The sequence below is a fragment of the Streptomyces sp. R41 genome (assembly GCF_041053055.1).
Lineage (GTDB): Bacteria > Actinomycetota > Actinomycetes > Streptomycetales > Streptomycetaceae > Streptomyces.
The window spans coordinates 8,123,840-8,145,367 of sequence record NZ_CP163443.1 but is presented as its reverse complement, the minus strand read 5'-3'; the positions used below and the strand labels follow the sequence as shown (position 1 = coordinate 8,145,367).

At 70.5% G+C, this 21,528-nt stretch carries 21 protein-coding genes; 17 read left to right on the top strand and 4 right to left on the bottom strand.

Annotated elements, in window-relative coordinates; genetic code table 11:
- Positions 1-168 precede the first annotated feature (168 nt).
- From AB5J53_RS37055 to AB5J53_RS37035, 5 genes are all read left to right on the top strand, one after another.
- On the top strand, positions 169-1,503 hold the full coding sequence (locus tag AB5J53_RS37055) for an ABC transporter substrate-binding protein (protein WP_369249965.1): 1,335 nt from the start codon (positions 169-171) through the stop codon (positions 1,501-1,503).
- Between the two features lie 11 nt (positions 1,504-1,514).
- Entirely contained in the window at positions 1,515-2,399 is an 885-nt protein-coding gene (locus AB5J53_RS37050) for a carbohydrate ABC transporter permease (protein ID WP_369249964.1), read from the top strand.
- Entirely contained in the window at positions 2,399-3,313 is a 915-nt protein-coding gene (locus AB5J53_RS37045) for a carbohydrate ABC transporter permease (RefSeq protein WP_369249963.1), read from the top strand. Before AB5J53_RS37050 ends, AB5J53_RS37045 begins: the two co-directional genes overlap by 1 nt.
- The gene (locus tag AB5J53_RS37040; protein ID WP_369249962.1) at positions 3,310-4,917 is read left to right on the top strand and encodes a glycoside hydrolase family 43 protein; all 1,608 of its coding nucleotides are present in this window, start codon (positions 3,310-3,312) and stop codon (positions 4,915-4,917) included. Before AB5J53_RS37045 ends, AB5J53_RS37040 begins: the two co-directional genes overlap by 4 nt.
- A 191-nt stretch (positions 4,918-5,108) precedes the next feature.
- Positions 5,109-6,170, top strand: coding sequence for a LacI family DNA-binding transcriptional regulator (locus AB5J53_RS37035; RefSeq protein ID WP_369249961.1), 1,062 nt, complete (start codon positions 5,109-5,111; stop codon positions 6,168-6,170).
- Here the strand turns inward: AB5J53_RS37035 and AB5J53_RS37030 are convergent.
- Positions 6,148-6,792: a ThuA domain-containing protein gene (locus tag AB5J53_RS37030; protein ID WP_369249960.1), complete on the bottom strand. Its 645-nt coding sequence runs from the start codon at positions 6,790-6,792 to the stop codon at positions 6,148-6,150. The two genes, AB5J53_RS37035 and AB5J53_RS37030, sit on opposite strands and share 23 nt — an antisense overlap.
- 220 nt (positions 6,793-7,012) lie before the next feature.
- Here AB5J53_RS37030 and AB5J53_RS37025 point away from each other — a divergent pair, with 220 nt between their 5' ends.
- Positions 7,013-7,414, top strand: a complete 402-nt coding sequence (locus AB5J53_RS37025; protein WP_369249959.1) for a VOC family protein — start codon at positions 7,013-7,015, stop codon at positions 7,412-7,414.
- Here AB5J53_RS37025 and AB5J53_RS37020 read toward each other — a convergent pair.
- Both AB5J53_RS37020 and AB5J53_RS37015 read right to left on the bottom strand, forming a co-directional pair.
- Positions 7,397-8,083 carry a helix-turn-helix domain-containing protein gene (locus AB5J53_RS37020; RefSeq protein ID WP_369249958.1) on the bottom strand — a complete coding sequence of 229 codons (687 nt, stop codon included), beginning with the start codon at positions 8,081-8,083 and terminating at the stop codon, positions 7,397-7,399. The two genes, AB5J53_RS37025 and AB5J53_RS37020, sit on opposite strands and share 18 nt — an antisense overlap.
- Positions 8,084-8,093: 10 nt before the next feature.
- The gene (locus tag AB5J53_RS37015; RefSeq protein WP_369249957.1) at positions 8,094-9,029 is read right to left on the bottom strand and encodes an AraC family transcriptional regulator; all 936 of its coding nucleotides are present in this window, start codon (positions 9,027-9,029) and stop codon (positions 8,094-8,096) included.
- A gap of 104 nt (positions 9,030-9,133) precedes the next feature.
- Here AB5J53_RS37015 and AB5J53_RS37010 point away from each other — a divergent pair, with 104 nt between their 5' ends.
- On the top strand, positions 9,134-9,976 hold the full coding sequence (locus tag AB5J53_RS37010; protein WP_369249956.1) for an NAD(P)H-binding protein: 843 nt from the start codon (positions 9,134-9,136) through the stop codon (positions 9,974-9,976).
- A gap of 27 nt (positions 9,977-10,003) precedes the next feature.
- On the opposite strand, the gene AB5J53_RS37005 is transcribed toward AB5J53_RS37010, so the two are convergent.
- Positions 10,004-11,173: a YihY/virulence factor BrkB family protein gene (locus tag AB5J53_RS37005; RefSeq protein WP_369249955.1), complete on the bottom strand. Its 1,170-nt coding sequence runs from the start codon at positions 11,171-11,173 to the stop codon at positions 10,004-10,006.
- Between the two features lie 17 nt (positions 11,174-11,190).
- Here AB5J53_RS37005 and AB5J53_RS37000 point away from each other — a divergent pair, with 17 nt between their 5' ends.
- From AB5J53_RS37000 to cysD, 10 genes are all read left to right on the top strand, one after another.
- The gene (locus AB5J53_RS37000; protein WP_369249954.1) at positions 11,191-12,825 is read left to right on the top strand and encodes an acyl-CoA dehydrogenase family protein; all 1,635 of its coding nucleotides are present in this window, start codon (positions 11,191-11,193) and stop codon (positions 12,823-12,825) included.
- 263 nt (positions 12,826-13,088) lie between these two features.
- Positions 13,089-14,387: a GAF domain-containing protein gene (locus tag AB5J53_RS36995; protein WP_369249953.1), complete on the top strand. Its 1,299-nt coding sequence runs from the start codon at positions 13,089-13,091 to the stop codon at positions 14,385-14,387.
- A gap of 621 nt (positions 14,388-15,008) precedes the next feature.
- The gene (locus tag AB5J53_RS36990) at positions 15,009-16,376 is read left to right on the top strand and encodes a hypothetical protein (protein ID WP_369249952.1); all 1,368 of its coding nucleotides are present in this window, start codon (positions 15,009-15,011) and stop codon (positions 16,374-16,376) included.
- Positions 16,377-16,472: 96 nt separating this feature from the next.
- Positions 16,473-17,045: a GNAT family N-acetyltransferase gene (locus AB5J53_RS36985; RefSeq protein ID WP_369249951.1), complete on the top strand. Its 573-nt coding sequence runs from the start codon at positions 16,473-16,475 to the stop codon at positions 17,043-17,045.
- 139 nt (positions 17,046-17,184) lie between these two features.
- The gene (locus AB5J53_RS36980) at positions 17,185-17,268 is read left to right on the top strand and encodes a putative leader peptide (RefSeq protein ID WP_310591794.1); all 84 of its coding nucleotides are present in this window, start codon (positions 17,185-17,187) and stop codon (positions 17,266-17,268) included.
- Between the two features lie 165 nt (positions 17,269-17,433).
- Entirely contained in the window at positions 17,434-19,128 is a 1,695-nt protein-coding gene (locus tag AB5J53_RS36975) for a nitrite/sulfite reductase (protein ID WP_369249950.1), read from the top strand.
- Positions 19,125-19,304, top strand: coding sequence for a hypothetical protein (locus tag AB5J53_RS36970; protein ID WP_369249949.1), 180 nt, complete (start codon positions 19,125-19,127; stop codon positions 19,302-19,304). The genes AB5J53_RS36975 and AB5J53_RS36970 overlap by 4 nt, the downstream gene beginning before the upstream one ends.
- Positions 19,301-20,011, top strand: coding sequence for a phosphoadenylyl-sulfate reductase (locus tag AB5J53_RS36965; protein ID WP_369249948.1), 711 nt, complete (start codon positions 19,301-19,303; stop codon positions 20,009-20,011). Before AB5J53_RS36970 ends, AB5J53_RS36965 begins: the two co-directional genes overlap by 4 nt.
- Positions 20,008-20,580, top strand: a complete 573-nt coding sequence (cysC, locus tag AB5J53_RS36960; protein WP_369249947.1) for an adenylyl-sulfate kinase — start codon at positions 20,008-20,010, stop codon at positions 20,578-20,580. The genes AB5J53_RS36965 and cysC overlap by 4 nt, the downstream gene beginning before the upstream one ends.
- On the top strand, positions 20,577-21,527 hold the full coding sequence (cysD, locus tag AB5J53_RS36955; RefSeq protein ID WP_369249946.1) for a sulfate adenylyltransferase subunit CysD: 951 nt from the start codon (positions 20,577-20,579) through the stop codon (positions 21,525-21,527). Before cysC ends, cysD begins: the two co-directional genes overlap by 4 nt.
- Position 21,528: the final 1 nt, after the last annotated feature.

Below are 21,528 nucleotides of genomic sequence, written 5' to 3'. Positions count from 1 at the left end.
ACGGCCAGACCTGTCGGCCTACCTTCACGGCAACCGCTTACTACAGCTTCCGCTTGGCCGACCCCCCGCAACCGCGAGCCGATGGATTCCCGGCCGCCGTTCCCGGCCTCCACCGAGCCGCCGTTCTCTCGTCCTGAGACGCCCTACATTCCGAAGGAACACGGTCAGATGAACTCCATCACCTCCAGGAGAAGGTTCGCCCGGGCCGCAGTCGCCGGTCTCGCGCTGACAGGTCTGCTCACCGCGTGCGGCGGATCCGGCTCCGGGGAGGACCCCAAGTCCTCCGGCCCGGTCACCCTCCCCTTCTGGGGCTGGGCCAACGGTCAGGAAGCCGTCGTCAAGGCCTTCAACGCGAGCCACAAGGACATCAAGCTCAAGTACACGAAGGTCACCGACCAGCTGACCATGCAGAAGCAGCTGACCAACGCCGTCAAGGCGGGCAACGCGCCCTGCCTGGTGCAGAACACCGCCGAGTACGTGACCACATGGGTCTCGCAGGGCGCCCTCGCCGACATCACCAAGTACGTCGAGTCGAGCAAGGACAAGTTCAACGCCGGCGCCTGGGCGGGCGCCCAGGTGCAGGGCAAGGTCTATGGCGTGCCCACCAGCTCCGCGCCCGCCTTCACCATCTACCGCACCGACATCTTCCAGAAGTACGGCCTCAAGGCGCCCGCGACCTGGGACGACTTCATCGCCGCCGGCAAGGTGCTGAAGAAGCACGGCGTCAAGCTCACCAACTACGCGGGCGAGGACCCGAGCACCCTGGAGGTGCTCGCGATGCAGGCCGGAGCGCACTGGTACAGCATCGACGGCAACGCGTGGAAGGTGAACTTCCAGGACGATGGCACTCTCAAGGCGGCGAAGGTGATCCAGGAGATCATCGACAACGACCTGAACTCCAAGCTCTCCTTCGCCGACTACGCGGCCGTACAGCGCAATTACGACAACGGCGGCACGGCGACCCGGCAGATCTCCACCTGGCAGATGGCCGGCATGGTGCAGAACTTCACCAAGTCCGACGGGAAGTGGGCGCTGTCACCGTGGCCGACGTTCCAGGGTGAGGCGGCCAAGACCCCGGCCGGCACCAACCAGAGCGGCGGGCTGACCCTGGTGACCAAGCAGTGCAAGAACCAGGAGCAGGCGGCCCAGGCGGCACTGTGGATGTCCACCGACACCGGCGCGGTCAAGACGATGGCGAGCCCGACGACCGGAAACGGCGTCATGCCCGCGCTGGCCGACAGTGACTCGTACGTCGGTGAGGCGATCTCCGACAAGCTGCTCGGTGACAACTACGAGCCGGCCAAGAAGGTCGTGACGGACAGCCTGGGCACGGTCACCACCGACTGGACCTTCGGCCCGGACTGGACCGCGATGTTCACGGAGATGCAGAGCGGCTGGGCCAAGGTCATCAACAAGGACGAGAAGGTCACCGACCTGCTGGCGCACATGCAGGAGTGGACGGTCAAGGACCTCAAGTCCCGCGGCATCAGCGTGAAGAGCTGAGGCACCCCCGCATGATCCGCTCCCAGCGCTGGAAGGGCGCCGCCTTCACGGTGCCCTTCCAGCTCGGCTTCGTCTTCCTGTACCTCGTCCCGATCGGCTACGCCGTCTACCAGTCGCTGTTCCTGGAGCAGCAGTCCGGGCTCGGCCTCGGCGGTGCGACGGAGAAGTTCGTCGGTCTGGACAACTACCAGCACGGCCTGACCGATTCGGCGTTCATGAACTCCGTCCTGCGGGTGTTCCTGTTCGCCTGCGTGCAGATCCCGGCGATGCTCGCCGTCAGCCTGCTGCTCGCCCTGCTCCTCGACGCGCTCACCGCACGGGCGGCGAGCAGGTTCCGGATCCTGCTGCTGATCCCGTACATGATCCCCGGGGTGGTCGCCGCCATAGTGTGGATCAACCTCTACAGCCCCGAGGTGGGCCCGCTGACGCCGCTGGGCGACTTCTTCGGATTCCACTGGAACTTCTTCGCGCCCTCGATGGTCTGGCCGTCCATCGGCAACCTGCTCACCTGGCACGGCATCGGCTACAACATGGTGATCATCTACTCGGCGCTCCAGGGCGTGCCCCGCGAGCTGTTCGAGGCCGCGCGCCTCGACGGCGCCTCCGAGGCCCGCATCGCGCTGAGCATCAAGATCCCGTTCGTCCGCGGAGCGCTGGTGCTGACCGGACTGCTGTCCATCATCCAGATGCTGCAGATCTTCAACGAGCCCGCGCTGTTCCGGAATGTCACGCCGCAGACGGTCGACGACAGCTTCACCCCGATCATGATCATCTACAACCAGGCGTTCAACGCCGGCAACTACCACTACGCCGCGGCTCTGTCGGTGCTGCTCGCCCTCATCCTCGGCGTCGCCTCCTTCCTCTTCTACCGGCTGACCTCGAAGGAGGCCGACTGATGGTGCTGACCGAAAAGGGCATCGAGCGGCCCCCCGCGCGGCCCGTCCGCCGCCTCGCCCGCCCCGACGGCGCCTCGCGCGGACGCGGTGGCCAGCGCTTCATCCTGATCGGCCTGGTCCTGGCGAGCGCCTACAGCCTCTTCCCGGTGTACTGGCTGATGGTCGCCGCCACCAAGGACCGGACCGGGCTGTACCAGAGCAACGGCCTGTGGTTCTCCGGCATGCACCTCTGGGACAACCTGCACCAGCTGTTCACCTACGAGCACGGCATCTTCCTGCGCTGGACCGCCAACTCCTTCCTGTACGCGGGAGTCGGCTCCCTCGGCGGCACCCTCATCGCCCTCGCCACGGGATACGGCCTGGCCCGCTTCGACTTCCCCGGGCGCAATGTGGTGTTCGCGTGCGTGGTGGGATCCTTCCTGATCCCGCTCGCCCTGCTCACCCTCCCGCTGTATCTGCTGTTCTCGTCCATCGGACTGGTCGACACCCCCTGGGCCATGCTCATCCCGTGTCTGATCAACCCGTTCAGCGTGTACCTGGCCAAGGTCTACACCGAGGCCACGATCCCCTACGAACTGCTGGAGGCGGCCCGCCTGGACGGCGCCGGAGAGTTGCGGATCTTCTTCAGCATCGTGCTGCGGATGATGACCACGGGCGGCGCCACCGTGTTCCTGCTCGCCTTCGTCAACACGTGGAACGCGTTCTTCCTCCCGCTGACCGTGCTGCGCGGCGAGAACAACTGGACTCTCAACATCGGCCTCTACAACTGGACCGGCAAGCGGCTGGAATCCGGCGTCGACCTGACCAGCCTCGTCCTGACCGGCGCACTGCTGTCCATTGTGCCGATGGCGATCATGATGGTGGCGATGCGGCGCTACTGGCGCACCGGAGTCACGCTGGGAGCCCTCAAGTGACCGAAGCCCGAACCGTGGCGCACAACCCCGTCATCCGCGGCTTCGCCCCCGACCCCTCGCTGGTCCGGGTCGGCGAGTGGTACTACGTGGCCACCAGCTCCTTCGAGTGGTTCCCCACGATTCCCCTCCACCGCTCCCGGGATCTGGCGCACTGGGAGTACGCGGGTCATGTGCGGGGCGCGGTCCCCGGCGACTCCCTGGCCGGTGTCCCCGACTCGGGCGGCATCTGGGCGCCGTCGCTGAGCTGGGACGGCGAGCGGTTCTGGATGGTCTACGCGATCGTGCGTTCGGTCGGCACCGCCTACTTCGACCTGGACACGTACGTCACCACAGCCACCGACGTCAACGGGAAGTGGACGGCTCCCCGCCGGGTCGCGAGCCACGGCTTCGACCCCGCCCTCTTCCACCACGAGGGCCGCCTGTGGCTGCTCAACATGCAGAGCGACCACCGCCCCGGGGGCCGTCGGTTCGCGGGGATCGTCCTGACGGAACTGGACCGCGACACCCTCGCCCCGGTCGGCGAGACGCATCTGCTCCTCCAGCACGAACGCCTCATCGAGGGCCCCAAACTGCTGAAGCGGGACGGCTGGTACTACCTCGTGCTCGCGGAGGGCGGCACAGGATTCGAGCACGGGGTCCTGGTGGCACGCAGCCGCGCCCTCACCGGGCCGTACGAGCTCGACTCCCGCCCCCTGCTCACGACGCGGGACGACCCTGAAGTGCCGTTGCAGAAGGCCGGACACGCCGAGCTGGTCGAGACCCAGGACGGCGAGTGGTTCCTCAGCCATCTGACGGCCCGCCCGCTGCGGACCGCGGACGGCCCCCGTTGCACGCTCGGCCGTGAGACCGCGATCCAGGCCGTGACCTGGGACGCCGACGGCTGGCCCCGGCTGCGCCAAGGTGGCTGGCACCCCGCGGTCGAGGTCGACGTACCGGCCCGTCCCGACACCCGGACGTCGACGCCCGCCGCCGAGACCGACACCCTGTCCTGGCCGTGGAGCACACTGCGCGGGTACGCCGATCCTTCCTGGGCCGACACCACCGCCCGCCCCGGCTGGATCCGGCTCAGCGGCCGTCACGGTCCCGAGTCCCTGTGGGCGCAGAGCCTGCTCGCCCGGCGCATCACCGAGCACCGGGCGGAGGCAGAGGTCACCGTCGAGGCCCGCCCCCGCACCTTCACCCAGGCCGCCGGTCTGGTGCTCTGGTACAACACGGAGTCCTCTCTCGCCCTCGACCTGACCTGGGCCGAGCCCGAGGGGGAGCCGCAGCGCGGCCAGCAGTGGCGGGGCGCCGGCCGCACCGTGCTCAGCCTCCAGGAACGGGACGCGGAGGGCCTGCGCCAAGTGGCCCTCGTCGACGTCGACGAGGGCGCCCCGGTCACGTTGGGTGCGACCGTCGACGGTGCCGACGCGCGATTCTGGTTCCTCCGGGACGGGGTGCGCACTCCGGTCGGGCCGCCGCTCGACTTCAGCCGCCTGTCCGACGACTACGGATCCCGGCTGCGTTTCACCGGCGCGTTCGCCGGGATCCGCGCGCATGACCTCGTCGACGCCTCCTTCACCGCCGACTTCGCCGGCTTCCGGCTCATGTGCACGCCCACGTAGACTCCAGCCGACGTTCGAAGTTTCGAAAGTTTTGAGCTGCGCGATCCTCTGAATTCCAGCGTCTTCACGCCGCGTTGAGGCGGGCTTACTGTAGGAAGCGCTTACTACTCGGCGGTCCGGCCCTTTTTGTGTGAGCCGGGTGACGCGAAACTTTCGATGGCCCTCGGGCGGGCCGGAGAGGTGGTCTCTCGATGGCCCGTACCGGGAGCGCGAGCATGGCGGCCGGACCGACGCTGGCCGTCGTCGCGCGCGAGGCGGGAGTGTCCGTGCCGACGGCGTCGAAGGTCGTCAACGGCCGGGAGGACGTGGCCCCGGAGACCCGCCGCCGAGTCACCGAGGCCCTCGACCGGCTCGGCTATGTGCGCAGACCGCGCTTCGAGGCGTCGAAGGCGCCGGGCCTGGTCGACCTCGTGATGCACTCGCTCGAGAGCTCCTGGTCGGGCGCGGTACTGCACGGCGTGGAGGGCGCGGCGCACGACGCGGGCCTGGAGATCGTGGTCTCGACGGGGCTGCCCCGGACCGGGGGCGGGCGCCCGCAGCGGGGTTGGCTGGACAAACTCACCACCCGGGGCTCCTGCGGAGTGCTGTTCAACCTGGCCGAGCTGGCTCCCTCCCAGTACGCCCGGCTCGCCCAGCACCGCATTCCGTTCGTGATGATCGACCCGGTCCTCGAACCGCCGCCGGGTGTCGTGTCGGTGGGCGCGGCGAACTGGCAAGGAGGACTGCTGGCGACAGAGCATCTGCTCTCCCTCGGCCATGAGCGCGTCGCCGTCATCGGCGGCTACCGCCGCAAGATATGCGGCAGCGACCGGATCGCCGGCTACCGCTCGGCCCTCGCGTCCGCCGGGATCCGGTACCGCCCCGAGTACGTCCGCTACGGCAGCTTCGACGAGACCGGCGCCCACCGCCGCATGCTGGAACTCCTCGACCTGCCCGAACCGCCCACGGCCGTCTTCGTCTGCTCCGACAAGATGGCGCTCGGCGTCTACCAGGCCCTGGCCGAGCGGAAGTTGAGCGTCCCGGACGACATCAGTGTGGTCGGCTTCGACGACCTCCCCGAGTCCCGCTGGGCCACCCCGGCGCTCACCACCGTGCGCCAGCCGCTCTCCGAGATGGCCGCGACGGCCCTGCGCCTGCTCGTCCGCATGATGGCGGGCGACCAGCCGGAGGGCACGCGTACGGAGCTGTCGACCCGCCTGGTGGAGCGGTCGAGCACGGGCCCCGCACCGGTTACGTCCTGGTCACCCACGTAAGAGCGCCGAGCAGATGGGCGCGGAAGTCCGGCTCCTCGTACGCCTCCGAGGCATGCCCGAGAGCGGTGTAGAAGACCCTTCCCGCGCCCTGCTCGCGGCACCACACCAGCGGATGGTCCTCCCCCATCCCCCCGCCCTCGTACGAGGATTCGTCCGCGGAGGCGAGCACACGCACCGCACCGCGGGGGCTGGCCCGGAAGTCGTACCACTCGTCCGTGAACTCCCAGACGGGCGGCAGGTGTTGGGTAGCCGGATGCCCCCGGTCCTCGACGACGGCCTTCCCCGGCTGATACTCCGGGTGCCGGTCGAAGCGCGCGCCGAGCAGCTCACCGTAGTAGGCCCAGTCGTACTCGGTGCACGCGGCGGCGTGCACCCCGACAAACCCTCCACCGCCCTCGACGTACGCCGCGAGACGGTCCCGCCCCGGAGGCGTCAGTACCTCCCCACTCGTGGAGAGGAAGACGACGGCGGCGTACGCGTCCAAGGGCACCTCGAATGCCGCGGGGTCCTCGGTGGCGTCGACCTCGAACCCTCCGAGAGTGCGTACGGCGGCGATGGCGTCCGGAATGGAGTCGTGCCGGTAGCCCGTGGTGCGGGTGTAGACGAGCAGGCGCGGGGGCATGGGCCGAGCCTAGTCCGTGGTGGGGCGAGCGCTAGGCCCGCGGGCGGCAGGCCCGGGGGGGCGCCCCCACGGACCCCCGTATCGCGCGCTGACGTGCTCGTCCTCAAACGCCTGACGGGCTGAAGGGTTTGGGGGCGGAGGGGGCGAAAAACCCCGCAGGCACCCGGCCGTGTCCGATTCGTTCAAGACCCGCCGCCGGGCCTCTGCCTACCGTGGCCCCATGACTCCACGATTCGACGTAATCGGCCTCGTCGTCTCCGACATGACCGCATCTCTCGCCTTCTACCGCCGCCTCGGGCTCGTCTTCCCCGACGGCTCCGAGGAGCAGCCGCACGTCGAGGCCGAGCTCCCCGGTGGGCTGCGCCTCGCGCTCGACACGGAGGAGACGGTCCGGTCGTTCCACGCCGGGTGGCGGCCGCCGAGCGGCGGCGGCCGAGTGTCGCTCGCGTTTCTTTGCGACAGCCCGGCGGAGGTCGACTCCGTGTACGAGGACCTGGTCGGCGCCGGTCATCACGGCGAGCTCAAGCCGTGGGACGCCTTCTGGGGCATGCGGTACGCCGTCGTGCACGACCCCGACGGCAACGGCGTCGACCTGTTCGCGCGGCTACCGGAGACCCAGTAGCTCTCGCGCCGGCAACCCCGCCAACTCCCGTACGTCCCGCGCCAGGTGGGCCTGGTCGGCGAACCCGGCGCGGGCCGCCGTCTCCGCGAGGGGCACCCCGCCCCGCGCGAGCGCGAGGGCCCGCTGCAGCCGCAGCACCCGGGCCAGCATCTTCGGCCCGTAGCCGAAGGCGGCCAGCGACCGGCGGTGCAACTGCCGTGCGCTGACGCCCAGTTCATCGGCAACCGCGGCGACCGGTCGGCCCGAGTCGAGGGCCCCGACCACCTCCCGCAGCAGCGGATCCGGGGGCTCCGCGTCCGCCGCGCGCTCCAGGGCCACCTCCTCGAGGGCGCTCACGGGATCGGCGGCCCTGTCGACCCTCGCCGTGAGGCGCCGCACCCGTGCGGCGGGCCACAGGTCGGCCAACTCGACGCGCCGGTCGCGGAGTTCATGCGCGGGTACGCCCAGCAACGCGGGCCCCGTACCGGGGTAGAACCGGACGCCCGCCCAGCCACCGGGCACGCCGTCGGGAACGTACGCCCGGGTGTCAGGACCGGCGACCAGCAGCCGCCCCTCGGTCCACAGCAGATCCATGCAGCCGTCGGGCAGGACGGCAGCCACCGACGGACCGGCGATCGCACGGGACCACACCACCGCGCCCGCCAGCCGGGACGCACGCTCCACGTACACGTACGTCAGGCTACGCCGCCCGCGTCCGGTGTTCCTGGGGGCTGACTCCGTACACCCGTTTGAACGCGCTGGACAGCGCGAACGCGCTGCCGTAGCCGACATGGCGGGCGATCGAGTCGAGGGTGTCGTCCGTTTCGCGCAGGCGGTCGGCGGCCAGGGCCAGGCGCCAGCCGGTCAGGTAGGTCATCGGGGGCTCGCCCACGAGTTCGCTGAAGCGGCGGGCCAGGGCGGCCCGCGAGACCCCGGCCTTGGCGGCGAGCGTCGCCACCGTCCAGGGGTGGGCCGGGTCGTCCTGCACGAGTCGCAGCACCCGGCCCACGATGGGGTCCGCGAGAGCCTGGTACCAGGCGGGGGCGGCGGCCTCGGGGCGGGAGAACCAGGCCCGCAGCGCGGCGATCATCAGCAGATCGAGCAGCCGGTCGAGGACGACCTCCTGCCCGGGCTCGTCGCGCACCATCTCCTCGGCGAGGATCGGCGTCAGCGGGCACTCCCACACGTCCGAGGTGAGCGAGAGGAGTGGAGGCAGGGCGTCCAGCAGCCTGCCGCTGACCTCGCCCTGCATCATGTACGTCCCGATCAGCAGCACCGTGGAGCCGTCCAGCCGGTCGCCCCAGCTGCGTACGCCGAGGTCCCAGTGGCCCTTCAGGGAGCGCCCGTCGGGGTAGGTGCACTCGCCGCCCGGCAGGATCACCGCCTGTGGCGCGGTACCCGGGTCGTCGGCGCAGATGTACGGGTCCGGGCCGCGCGCGATGGCGATGTCGCCCGCCCGCAGCCGCATCCCCTCTCCCCCGTCCGGTACGACCCAGGCGTCGCCGCGGACCACCAGCATGATCGTCAAGGGGGCGCGGTCCTCGACGCGTACGCACCACGGCGGGTCGAAGCACGCACGGATCATGAAGGCGCCACGCGCGCGTGGGCCCTCCAACAGGCCTGCGAGTGCGTCCATGGCGTCAGCGTAAACGCCCTCCCGGACCCTGTCGTAGACGTGCGCTTATGGGAATGAGCCGTTCAGCGATGGTCCCTTGCCGCGCACGGCAGTTCACTGGCTGCATGACGGACAACACGGCACGTACGCAGGACATGACGGTACTGGTCACAGGGGCTTCGGGGCGGACAGGGAGCCGGGTCGCGGAGGCCGCTCGGGCGGCCGGTCTCACGGTGCGGGCCGCGTCCCGCTCCCAGGGCTTCGACTGGGAGAACCCCACGACATGGGCGGACTCCCTGCGGGGCGCGGACGCGGCATATCTCGTCTACCCCTCGGACGTGGGCTCCCCCCGGGCCGCCTCGGCCATCGGCGCGCTCGGGCGGCAGGCGGTCGATCACGGTGTACGGCGGCTCGTGCTGCTGTCGTCGCGGGGCGAGGAGCGGGCCCGGCCCACCGAGGAGGCGCTCAAGGCGTCGGGCGCGGACTGGACGATCGTACGGGCTGCCTGGTTCGCCCAGAACTTCAGCGAGGGTCCGCTGGTGGAGGGGCTGCGCCACGGGGAGCTGGTCTTCCCCGCCGGTGAGGTGCGCGAGCCGTTCATCGACGTGCGTGACATCGCGGACGTCGTCGTGGCAGCGCTGACGTCGGGCGACCGGTACGTCGGACAGGAGCTCGCCATCTCGGGGCCCCGGCTGCTGACCTTCCGCGAGGCGGTCGCGGAGATCTCCGGGGCGACGGGCGGTGAGCTGACGTACACCCCGGTGACAGCGCGCCAGTACGGCGACAACCTGGCGGGGTTCGGGGTGCCGCCGGAGGAGGTCGAGTTCCTCGTCGAGCTCTTCGAGAGCCTCCTCGACGGCCGCAACTCCTATCTGTCGGACGGCGTCCAGCAGATCCTGGGCCGCGAGCCGCGCGACTTCATGGAATTCGCGCGAGAGGCCGCGGCGGCCGGGGTCTGGAAGGCGTAACCGTCGAGAGGGCCCCAAGAAAGAAAGTCACTCCTCCGGAGGCGGTGCGTCCCCGTTACGGTGCGGATGGTGATGCGTGCTCTTCGCATGTGTGCGCAGCCGGGACGTCACGTCCTCCGGGGGCAGGAAGCGCGACCAACGCTCCGGGAACTCGGAGGGCATGTCCGGGTTGTCGGGGTCGATGTCGGCGTCGTACGAGCGGGCCGCGGCCGCGCGGGCGACGTACTCGGCCGCCTGCTCCTCCCGCAGGCGCTCGTTCGCCGCGCGGGCGGCGGCCGTGGCGGCGGCCGGCCAGACGCGGTCGATGGCGGCGTTGACGGCGGCGCCGACCAGCACCGCGAAGGCAGACACACCGATCCACAGCAGGACGGCGACGGGCGCGGCGAGCGAGCCGTAGATCGTGGGGCCCTCGACGGTGTTGGTCAGGTAGATGCGGAGCAGGAAACTGCCGAGCACCCACATGGCGAGGGCCACCAGGGCACCCGGCACGTCCTCGACCCACGGGGAGCGCACGGGCACGGACACGTGGTAGAGCGTCGTGAGGAAGACGATCGACAGGACGATGACGACGGGCCAGTACAGGACCTGTACGACGGTCGTCGACCACGGCACGAAGTTCACCACCGCGTCCGGGCCCGCCACCATCAGCGGCAGCGCGACCGAGCCGATCAGCAGCGCCACGATGAACAGCAGGAACGACATCACGCGGGTCTTCACGATCCCGCGGGTGCCGTCGAGCCCGTACATCACGGTGATCGTGTCGATGAAGACGTTCACCGCGCGCGAGCCGGACCACAGGGCGAACAGAAAGCCGAGGGAGATGATGTCGGGGCGGCCGCCCTTCATCACGTCGTGCAGGATCGGCTCGGCGATCTGGTGCACGCCCTTCTCGGTGAGGACCGTACGGGACGCCTCGAGGATGTTGGACTCGAGGCTGGCGATCGTGTCGGCGCCGGTCCAGTCGTCCACGTATCCGAGCAGCCCGATCATGCTCAGCAGCAGCGGCGGCACGGACAGAAGCGTGAAGAAGGCGGCCTCGGCCGCCAGACCCAGGATCCGGTACTCCATGCACGAGTTGACGGTGTCCTTGAGCAGCAGCCAGGCGGTCCTGCGCTTCGATACGTTCCGGTACAGCGCGCGAGCGCGGTGGAAGCGGCCCGAGGGAGGCCGTTCAGGTGTTTCTTTTGCCTGGTGCACCTCCTTACCGTATCCGTATGGCAGCCAGCACCCACACCGTGACCAACCAGGCTCCGCCCCTGGTCGGATATGACGTATTCGCCGCCGACCGGGCCCTTGTGGAGGCGGTCGACCGGCATCTCGATCCAGAGCTCCTCGACGAGGCACGCGAGGAGCTGTCGGCGCTCGGACGCACGTCCGGTTCCGCGCAGGTGCAGGAGTGGGGGGTACTGGCCAACGAGAACCCGCCCAAGCTGCGCACCCACGACCGCTACGGCAACCGGATCGACGAGGTCGAGTTCCATCCCGCCTGGCACCGACTGCTCGGCAAGGGCGTGTCGGCGGGGCTGACCGCGGCCTGGTCGCGCCCCGGCGGACACCTCAGGCGCGCCGCCGCCTTCGTGATCTGGACGCAAGTCGAGGCGGGCAACGGCTGCCCGCTGTCGATGACCCACGCCGCGGTCCCCGCGCTGCGCACCGACCCGGCGCTGGCCGCCGAATGGGAGCCGCGGCTGACGTCCACGGTCTACGACCCGGGGCTGCGGCCCGCCTCCGAGAAGGCCGGCGTGCTCTTCGGGATGGGCATGACGGAGAAGCAGGGCGGCAGCGACGTACGCGCGAATACGACGGAGGCGCGACCGCTCGCCGAGGACGGAACGTACGAGCTGACCGGCCACAAGTGGTTCTGCTCGGCGCCGATGTCGGACGGTTTTCTGGTGCTCGCGCAGGCCCCGGGCGGGCTGACCTGCTTCCTCGTCCCGCGCGTCCTGGAGGACGGGACCCGGAACGTATTCCGCATCCAGCGGCTCAAGGACAAGCTCGGCAACAAGTCGAACGCGTCGAGCGAGGTCGAGTTCGACGGGACCTGGGCGCGCCGGGTCGGGGACGAGGGCCGCGGGGTGCGGACCATCATCGAGATGGTCGCGGCGACCCGCCTGGACTGTGTCCTCGGCTCCGCCTCACTGATGCGGCAGGCCGTCGCGCAGGCCGTCCACCACAGCACCTACCGCGAGGCGTTCGGCGGCAAGCTCATCGACAAGCCGCTGATGAGGAACGTACTGGCGGACCTGGCACTGGAGTCGGAGGCGGCGACGACGCTCGCGCTGCGGCTGGCCGCCGCGTACGACGACGGCAGCGAGCAGGAGCGGGCCTTCCTGCGGCTCGCGGTGCCGGCCGCCAAGTACTGGGTGACCAAGCGGTGTACACCGGTGGCGGTGGAGGCGCTGGAGTGCCTGGGCGGCAACGGGTACGTCGAGGAGTCCGGCATGCCCCGGCTGCTGCGCGAGTCGCCGCTCAACTCCATCTGGGAGGGCGCGGGCAATGTGCAGGCACTGGACGTGCTGCGCGCGCTGCAGCGGGAGCCGGGGGCCCTGGACGCGTATCTGCGGGAGGTGGGCCGGGCCCGGGGCGCCGACCACCGCCTCGACGGGGCCATCAAGAACCTGCTGGCCGAACTCGCCGACCTGGACGGCATCGAGGGGCGCGCCCGCCGGCTCGTCGAGCGCATCGCGACGGTGCTGCAGGGGTCGCTGCTCGTCCAGTTCGCTCCCCCGGAGGTCGCCGACGCGTTCTGCGCCTCACGGCTGGGCGGGGACTGGGGCTCGGCCTTCGGCACGCTGCCGCACAGTCTGGATCTGGCCACGGTGGTGGAGCGGGCGCGGCCCGTGTCGTGACAGGCCTGGGCCGAGACGGGGGTGGTGCTGCGCCGACACGGCACCACCCCCGCTTTCTGGCCCCGTTTGAGGAGCTCGGACGCCGCGCGGGCGACGTCGTTGTCAGTTTCAAGGAACCTTGTGACCGTTGGCGAGAGTTGCAGACCGTTGCATTCGTTTGTGCTCCTTGTGCGAACTTCCGGCGTCCCGGGCCGAGAGCAGGCACGATGTGGGGTGACGGCGGCGTCACAGCTCGTACGCGGTACTGGTTTGGGGAGTGCCCTGTGAAGACCACCTCGTTCAACCCCGCCCGTTTCGCTCCGCCGGACGCGTCCGAGACGGTCCGGCACCTCCAGGAGACCTGGGCCGCGACGCTCAGAGGTGAACGCTCCCCGATCGCTCCCCGGCCGGTCATCGGTCAGTCATGGCAACGAGTGAAACGTTTCGGAGTCGATCCCGAACAAAGCACGGACAGCGAGCTGTTGCAGACGGACGAACTCGAACATCGCCGTACATCCACCGCCCTCGCCGACGTGATGCCGGTCCTGAGCGGCGGGCTGGGCTCGGTCGCCGACGCGTCCCTGCAGATCATGGTGGTCACCGATCCGGAGGGCCGGGTGCTGTGGCGCGAGGGCAACGCGGGGGTGCTGCGCCGGGCCGACACCATCTGCCTGGAGGAGGGGGCCGCCTGGAGCGAGGACACGACGGGCACCAACGCGATCGGTACGGCGTTGACGGCGGGCGCGCCGGTCCAGGTGCACTCGGCCGAGCACTTCGTGCGCACGCTGCACGACTGGACCTGCGCCGCCGCGCCCGTGCACGACCCGCGCGACGGGCGGCTGCTCGGCATCATCGACGTCAGCGGCCCGGACAACACCTTTCACCCGGCCACGCTCGCCCTGGTCGACTCGGTGTCCCAGCTGGCCGAAAGCGAGCTGCGCAGCAGGCATCTGACGGCCATCGAGCGGCTGCGCGCCGTGGCCGCGCCCATCCTGTGCCGGCTGGGCGGCAAGGCACTGGTGGTGGACGCGAACGGCTGGCTCGCGGCCGTCACGGGGATGCCGCCCGTCGACCGGGTCGCGCTGCCCAGCTCTCTCGGCGCGGGCCGGGTCTGGCTTCCGTCCCTCGGGACGTGTGTCGCGGAGCCGATGCCCGGCGGCTGGCTGCTACGGGTCACTGAGACCGACACCTCCGGGTACGCGAGCCGTGTGGTGGTGGACCTGAGCGAGTCCCGTCGGCCCCGCGCCACCATCACCGGCGCGGCGGGCAGTTGGACACAGGACCTGACCCCGCGCCACGCCGAGCTGCTGTACGTCCTCGCCGTGCAACGCCACGGCCGCAGCGCGGCCCAGCTCGCGGTCGACCTCTTCGACGACCCGACCCGTACGGTGACCGTCCGCGCCGAACTCTCCCGCCTGCGCCGCCGCCTCACAGGCCTCCTCGACCACCGTCCGTACCGCTACCGCGAAGAGGTCGAGGTCGAGGTCCTGCTGCCGAACGACCCACTGGACCTGCTGCCGCATTCGACGGCACCGGCGGTGGTGGGGGCACGGGCGGGGGCCTGCGGCACGGGCGGCATTTGAGGATGGGGCCGGGTGGGCCGAACGGGGGGCTTGTTGGGCCGAACGGGGGGCCTGGGGGCGGAGCCTCGGACAAGGGTCCAGGGCGAGGGGCCCGGGCAGGGGCCCAGGAGGCGGAGCCCCCCGGCGGGTCCAGGGGCGCAGCCCCGGGCAGGGGTTCAGCGGGCCCCCCGGGCGGGGTCTGGGGCGCAGCCCGGGCAGGGTCTGGGGCGCAGCCCCGGGCGGGGTCTGGGGCGCAGCCCCGGGCAGGGTCTGGGGCGCAGCCCCGGGCAGGGTCTGCGCCGCAACCCCAGGCGGGGCCTGGGCCGCAACCCCAGGCAGGGCCTGCAGCGCAACCCCGGACAGGGCCTGCAGCGCAACCCCGGGCAGGGGTTCAGGGGACAGCGCCCCCTGGCAGGGTCTGGAGCGCAGCCCCGGAAGGAGGGGACGGGCACGGGCGGCGGGGGCGAAGGAATCCTCCCGGTACCCAACGAGTGCCCTCGCGTGCGTATTTCGTGAGCATCTTCCGGGGTCTTCGACCAGGCCCGCGGGTCTCTGCCGTAGCATCCCCTCACAGGCCACCCCACCCGTCTCTCCGTCAACGCCCGGAGCGTGAGAGGCAGTTGGCCTTCGTCGGGAGGACGCATGAAGCACCGCGGCAGGCACCGTCGTCGTAGAAGGGGACAGGCGCTGCGCGCCACCTTGGCCGGAACCGCCCTCGCGCTCACCGCGGCCGCCACCCTGATCAGCACCTCCCAGGCCACGAGCAGCGGCACGCCGGGCGGCCTGACCCCGCTCACCTCGGCGGCCGCGACCGGCACGCTGCGCCTCCACGAGAACCTGGTCGCCCGGGACACCCTCGACACGCTCACCAAGGACATGGGCGGGAACGTCGGCGTCGACGGCGTCCTCAGGAGCGCCGACCGCTCGATGCGCGACGAGGCGGACTGCGCCGCCGGCGAGCGCGCCGCGCTGCCCGTCGAGCCGACGGCCACGCGCGCGTACTGCTGGGAGAGCGGTGACGCGAAGACCCGGCAGTGGCAGCCGCGGTCCGTCACCACCTCGGGCGACGCCGACGACGACGGCCAGTGGGGGGAACACCGGGTGATCCTGGCCGGCTGGACCCACCACGACGACCAGGCCGCCGCGCCGACCCGGGACGAGGGCCTGGCCCGGATCGCCTTCGTCGACGCGACCGACCCGCACGCCCTCACGTACGACTGGGTCCTGCTGGTCGCCCCGCGCGACGGCGGCAAGGACTTCAGGGCGCTCCCCTCCGACCTGGGCGGCATGGTCTGGTACCAGGACAAGCTCATCGTCACCGCAGCGGACGGCGCGGGCCTGCTCGTCTTCGACATGCACCGCATCCTGAAGGCCGACGTGAACAGCGGCGCCGTCGGCAGGGTGAGCGGCGGCTACTCGGCGGACGGCAACCAGTACGTGCTCCCGGCCATCGGCTCGTACGACATGCGCGGCGGCGCATGCGGCGCCGGCGCGGGCGACCGCGCGGTCCCCTGCTTCGGCTCCCTCTCCCTGGACCGCACGTCGACGCCGGACAGCCTGGTCGCGACCGAGCGGTCCACGTCCGACGGCGCGGAGCGGGCCCGTGTCTGGCGGTACTCCTACAGCACCGCCGCCTACCGCACGGGCCTGCTCGCCGACTCCCAGGGGTACGTCGACGCCGTCGAGGCCTACGAGACCAGGGCCGCCGGAGTGTCCGGCGCCCTGTCGCACACGCCGAGCGGCGCGCACAAGGCCGACTGGTACGTCGGCCACACAGCCGACAGCGGCACCCAGCACGACACCCTCTGGCGGCAGACCGAGCACGGCGCCAAGGCGGCCACCTGCACCGCGGACCGGTCGCACGCATGCTGGGGTCTGGGCGCCGAGTCCCTCTCCTACTGGCAGGAGACGGGCGAGTTGTGGACGCTGACCGGGGCCGGGACCGACGCGGGGGCTGAGCGCGTGCTGTACGCGGTCCCGCTGTCCTCGGTCGACGGCTCGCTGGGGTAGACGCCCGGCTCCCGCGGGCTGTCCGGGAAGGGCACCCGGCGAGCCCCCGGGAGCCGTTTTTGGAGGCGCACCCGCCCCCGTGGTTCCCTGGCCCGCATGAGCAACCTCACCGTGACCACCTGGTCCCTGGAGCAGACGGCCCCGACCGACCTGCTCCCCGCGATCGCTCCCGACGGGGACGTCCGGATCGTGCGCGCCGAGGTCCCCTCGCCCGAGTTCAGCCGCTTCCTGTACACATCGGTCGGCGGGGACATCCGCTGGACGGACCGGCTCGGCTGGACGTACGCGCAGTGGCAGGAGGCGCTGGAGCAGCCGGGCGTAGAGACCTGGGTCGCCTACGACAGGGGGACGCCCGCGGGCTACGTCGAGCTGGAGCCCCAGGACGACGGCGTCGTGGAGATCGTCTACTTCGGGCTGATCCCCGCCTTCCGGGGACGCCGCATCGGCGGACACCTCCTCTCGTACGGCGTCGCGCGGGCCTGGGACCTCGCCGAGCGCCGGCCGGGGCGGGCCGAGACCAAGCGGGTCTGGCTGCATACATGCAGCAAGGACGGGGAGCACGCGATGGACAACTACCTGCGGCGCGGCTTCAAGCTCTTCGACACCAAGGTCGAGGAGGAGGCGGACATGGCCGTACCGGGACCCTGGCCGGGGGCGCGGGCGGTCTGACCTGCTGATGACCCCATTCGGTACGGCCGCAGGCCCGGCCGTGTGACCGACAACACCCTTGTCTCGCGATCCGGGACAAGGGTGTCCACATGATGGATGACGGTGGACTGGCCCGAGATCCCCGTGACACGCTTCCGTCATGTCTGGAACTGGAATTGCCTTGGTGAGTCGGCGGCACGTCGACCTCGGCCGCATGTCCAGCGCCATCTGTCCGGCGCGCTGACGCACCCGTTGGTGGCCTGAGGCCACGGGTCCAGCAACGCAACGCCGACTCTCTCCCCTTTCGCGACCCTTGCGCAATGACGCGCCCATACCTCCGTATGCGCCCGTATGTGCAGGTCAGAGCCGCTGACAGACTTGTCCCGCAGTCCCGAAGGACGTATCAACCATGGCCGCCACCCCGCAGAATCCCGCCGCCGCGCCCCGCCGCAAGGTGAGCCGTCACCGCGGTGAGGGTCAGTGGGCCGTGGGTCACTTCACCCCGCTCAACGGCAACGAGCAGTTCAAGAAGGACGACGACGGTCTCAATGTGCGGACACGCATTGAGACGATCTACTCCAAGCGGGGCTTCGACTCGATCGACCCCAACGACCTGCGCGGCCGGATGCGCTGGTGGGGGCTGTACACCCAGCGCAAGCCCGGGATCGACGGCGGCAAGACCGCGATCCTGGAGCCGGAGGAGCTGGACGACAAGTACTTCATGCTGCGCGTCCGCATCGACGGCGGGCGGCTGACCACCGAGCAGCTGCGCGTCATCGGCGAGATCTCGCAGGAGTTCGCGCGCGGCACCGCCGACCTCACCGACCGGCAGAACGTCCAGTACCACTGGATCCGCATCGAGGACGTCCCGGAGATCTGGGACCGCCTGGAGGCCGTCGGGCTGTCGACGACCGAGGCCTGCGGTGACACCCCCCGCGTCATCCTCGGCTCGCCCGTCGCCGGGATCGCCGAGGACGAGATCATCGACGGCACGCCCGCCATCGAGGAGATCCACCGCCGCGTCATCGGCAACCCCGAGTTCTCGAACCTGCCCCGCAAGTTCAAGACCGCGATCTCCGGCTCGCCCCTCCTGGACGTGGCGCACGAGATCAACGACGTCGCCTTCGTCGGCGTGAACCACCCCGAGCACGGCCCCGGCTTCGACCTCTGGGTCGGTGGCGGCCTCTCCACCAACCCGAAGATCGGCCAGCGTCTCGGCGCCTGGGTGCCGCTCGACGAGGTCGCGGACGTGCACATCGGCGTCCTGTCGATCTTCCGCGACTACGGCTACCGGCGGCTGCGCACCCGCGCCCGCCTGAAGTTCCTGGTCGCCGACTGGGGAGTCGAGAAGTTCCGCCAGGTCCTTGAGGACGAGTACCTGAAGCGGAAGCTCGTCGACGGCCCGGCCCCCGACCAGCCCGTCGCCCGCTGGCGCGACCACGTCGGCGTGCACCGCCAGCAGGACGGCCGCTACTACGTCGGCTTCGCCCCGCGCGTCGGCCGCGTGGACGGCGCCACCCTCACGAAGATCGCCGAGCTGGCCGAGGCGCACGGCTCGGGCCGCCTACGCACCACCGTCGAGCAGAAGATGATCGTGCTCGACGTGGAGCAGGAGCAGATCGACTCCCTCGTCGAGGGCCTGGAGGCGCTCGACCTCACCGTCAAGCCTTCCACCTTCCGGCGCGGCACGATGGCCTGCACCGGCATCGAGTACTGCAAGCTCGCGATCGTCGAGACCAAGGCGCGCGGTGCTTCGCTGATCGACGAACTCGAGCGCCGCATCCCCGAGTTCGACGAGCCCATCACCATCAACATCAACGGCTGCCCGAACGCCTGCGCCCGTATCCAGGTCGCGGACATCGGTCTCAAGGGCCAGCTGGTCCTCAACGACCAGGGCGAGCAGGTCGAGGGCTTCCAGGTACACCTGGGCGGAGCGCTCGGCCTGGAGGCCGGATTCGGCCGCAAGGTGCGTGGCCTGAAGGTCACTTCGGAGGAACTGCCCGACTACGTCGAGCGGGTCCTGAAGCGCTTCCAGGAGGAGCGCGAGGACGGCGAGCGCTTCGCCACCTGGGCCTCGCGCGCCAGCGAGGAGTCGCTGTCATGAGCGAGCGGGCTGCCCCTTTCTACTGCCCCTACTGCGGTGACGAAGACCTTCGTCCGAGCGAGCAGGGCCACGGCGCGTGGGAATGCGCGGCGTGCAACCGAGCCTTCCAGTTGAAGTTCCTCGGGCTGCTCGCCCGGGGAGTTCAGCGCACCGAAGGTGGAGGGGACGAGATATGACGACGGTTCAGGACGAGCGTACGGCCGAGGACCTGAAGCGCCTCGCCGAGCAGGCGGGGCGCGACCTTGAGGACGCGTCCGCCCTGGAGATACTCCAGTGGGCCGCAAGCACGTTCGGCAAGAGTTTCTGCGTGACCTCCTCCATGGAGGACGCGGTGGTCGCCCACCTCGCGTCCCGCGCACTGCCCGGCATTGACGTCGTCTTCCTCGACACCGGCTACCACTTCCCGGAGACCATCGGCACCCGGGACGCCGTCGAGGCCGTGATGGACGTCAATGTCATCACGCTCACCCCGCGTCAGACGGTGGCCGAGCAGGATGCCGAGTACGGCCCCAAGCTGCACGACCGCGACCCGGACCTGTGCTGCGCGCTGCGCAAGGTCAAGCCGCTCGAAGAGGGGCTCACCAAGTACAGCGCCTGGGCGACGGGCCTGCGCCGCGACGAGTCCCCGACCCGGGCGAACACCCCGGTCGTCGGCTGGGACGAGAAGCGGCAGAAGGTCAAGATCTCGCCGATCGCCCGCTGGACGCAGGACGACGTGGACGCGTACGTCGCCGAGCACGGGGTCCTCACCAACCCGCTGCTGATGGACGGTTACGCCTCCGTGGGCTGCGCGCCCTGCACCCGGCGTGTGCTGGAGGGCGAGGACGCGCGCGCGGGCCGCTGGGCGGGTCGCGCGAAGACCGAGTGCGGGCTGCACGGATGACCACGACCACTCAGATTTCTCAGGAGCAGCAAGTGACGACCGGAGCCACCATCTGGCTCACGGGTCTGCCGAGCGCCGGCAAGACCACCATCGCGTACGAGCTGGCCGGCCGGCTGCGCGAGGAGGGCCACCGCGTCGAGGTGCTCGACGGCGACGAGATCCGCGAGTTCCTCTCGTCGGGTCTCGGCTTCTCGCGCAAGGACCGCGACACGAACGTGCAGCGCATCGGTTTTCTCGCCGAACTGCTCTCGCGCAACGGGGTCAAGGCGCTCGTCCCGGTGATCGCGCCCTACGCGGACAGCCGTGAGGCGGTGCGCGGGCGCCACCAGACGGGCGGCACGCCGTACATCGAGGTCCACGTGGCCACCCCGGTCGAGGTCTGCTCCGTACGCGATGTGAAGGGCCTGTACGCCAAGCAGGCCGCGGGCGAGATCTCCGGACTCACCGGAGTCGACGACCCCTACGAGGAGCCCGAGTCGCCCGATCTGCGGATCGAGTCGCACACCCAGACCGTGCAGGAGTCCGCGGCCGCGCTGCATGCGCTGCTCACCGAAAGGGGTCTCGCATGACGACCGCCGCCACTGTCTCCGAGGCAGCCGGTAATTCCGAGGAGTCCAGCCCGTACGCGCTGTCGCACCTGGATGCGCTGGAGTCCGAGGCCGTTCATATCTTCCGCGAGGTCGCGGGCGAGTTCGAGCGGCCGGTGATCCTCTTCTCCGGCGGCAAGGACTCCATCGTCATGCTGCACCTGGCGCTGAAGGCCTTCGCCCCCGCGGCGGTCCCCTTCTCACTGCTGCACGTGGACACCGGACACAACTTCCCCGAAGTCCTCGAATACCGCGACCGCACGGTCAAAAAGCACGGCCTGCGCCTCCATGTCGCCTCCGTACAGGACTACATCGACGCCGGCAAACTCCGCGAGCGCCCCGACGGCACCCGCAACCCGCTGCAGACCGTGCCACTCACCGAGAAGATCCAGTCCGAACGCTTCGACGCCGTCTTCGGCGGCGGACGCCGCGACGAGGAAAAGGCCCGCGCCAAGGAACGCGTCTTCTCACTGCGCGACGAGTTCTCCCAGTGGGACCCACGCCGCCAGCGCCCCGAACTGTGGCAGCTCTACAACGGCCGCCACGCCCCCGGCGAACACGTCCGCGTCTTCCCGCTGTCCAACTGGACCGAACTCGACGTATGGCAGTACATCGCCCGCGAGGGCATCGAACTGCCCGAGATCTACTTCGCGCACGACCGTGAGGTCTTCAAGCGGTCCGGCATGTGGCTGACCGCCGGTGACTGGGGCGGCCCCAAGAACGGCGAGACGGTCGAGAAGCGGCTCGTCCGCTACCGCACCGTCGGTGACATGTCCTGCACGGGAGCCGTCGACTCCGACGCGACCACGCTGGACGCCGTCATCGCCGAGATCGCCGCCTCCCGCCTCACCGAGCGCGGCGCCACCCGCGCCGACGACAAGATGTCCGAGGCCGCGATGGAAGACCGCAAGCGCGAGGGGTACTTCTAGA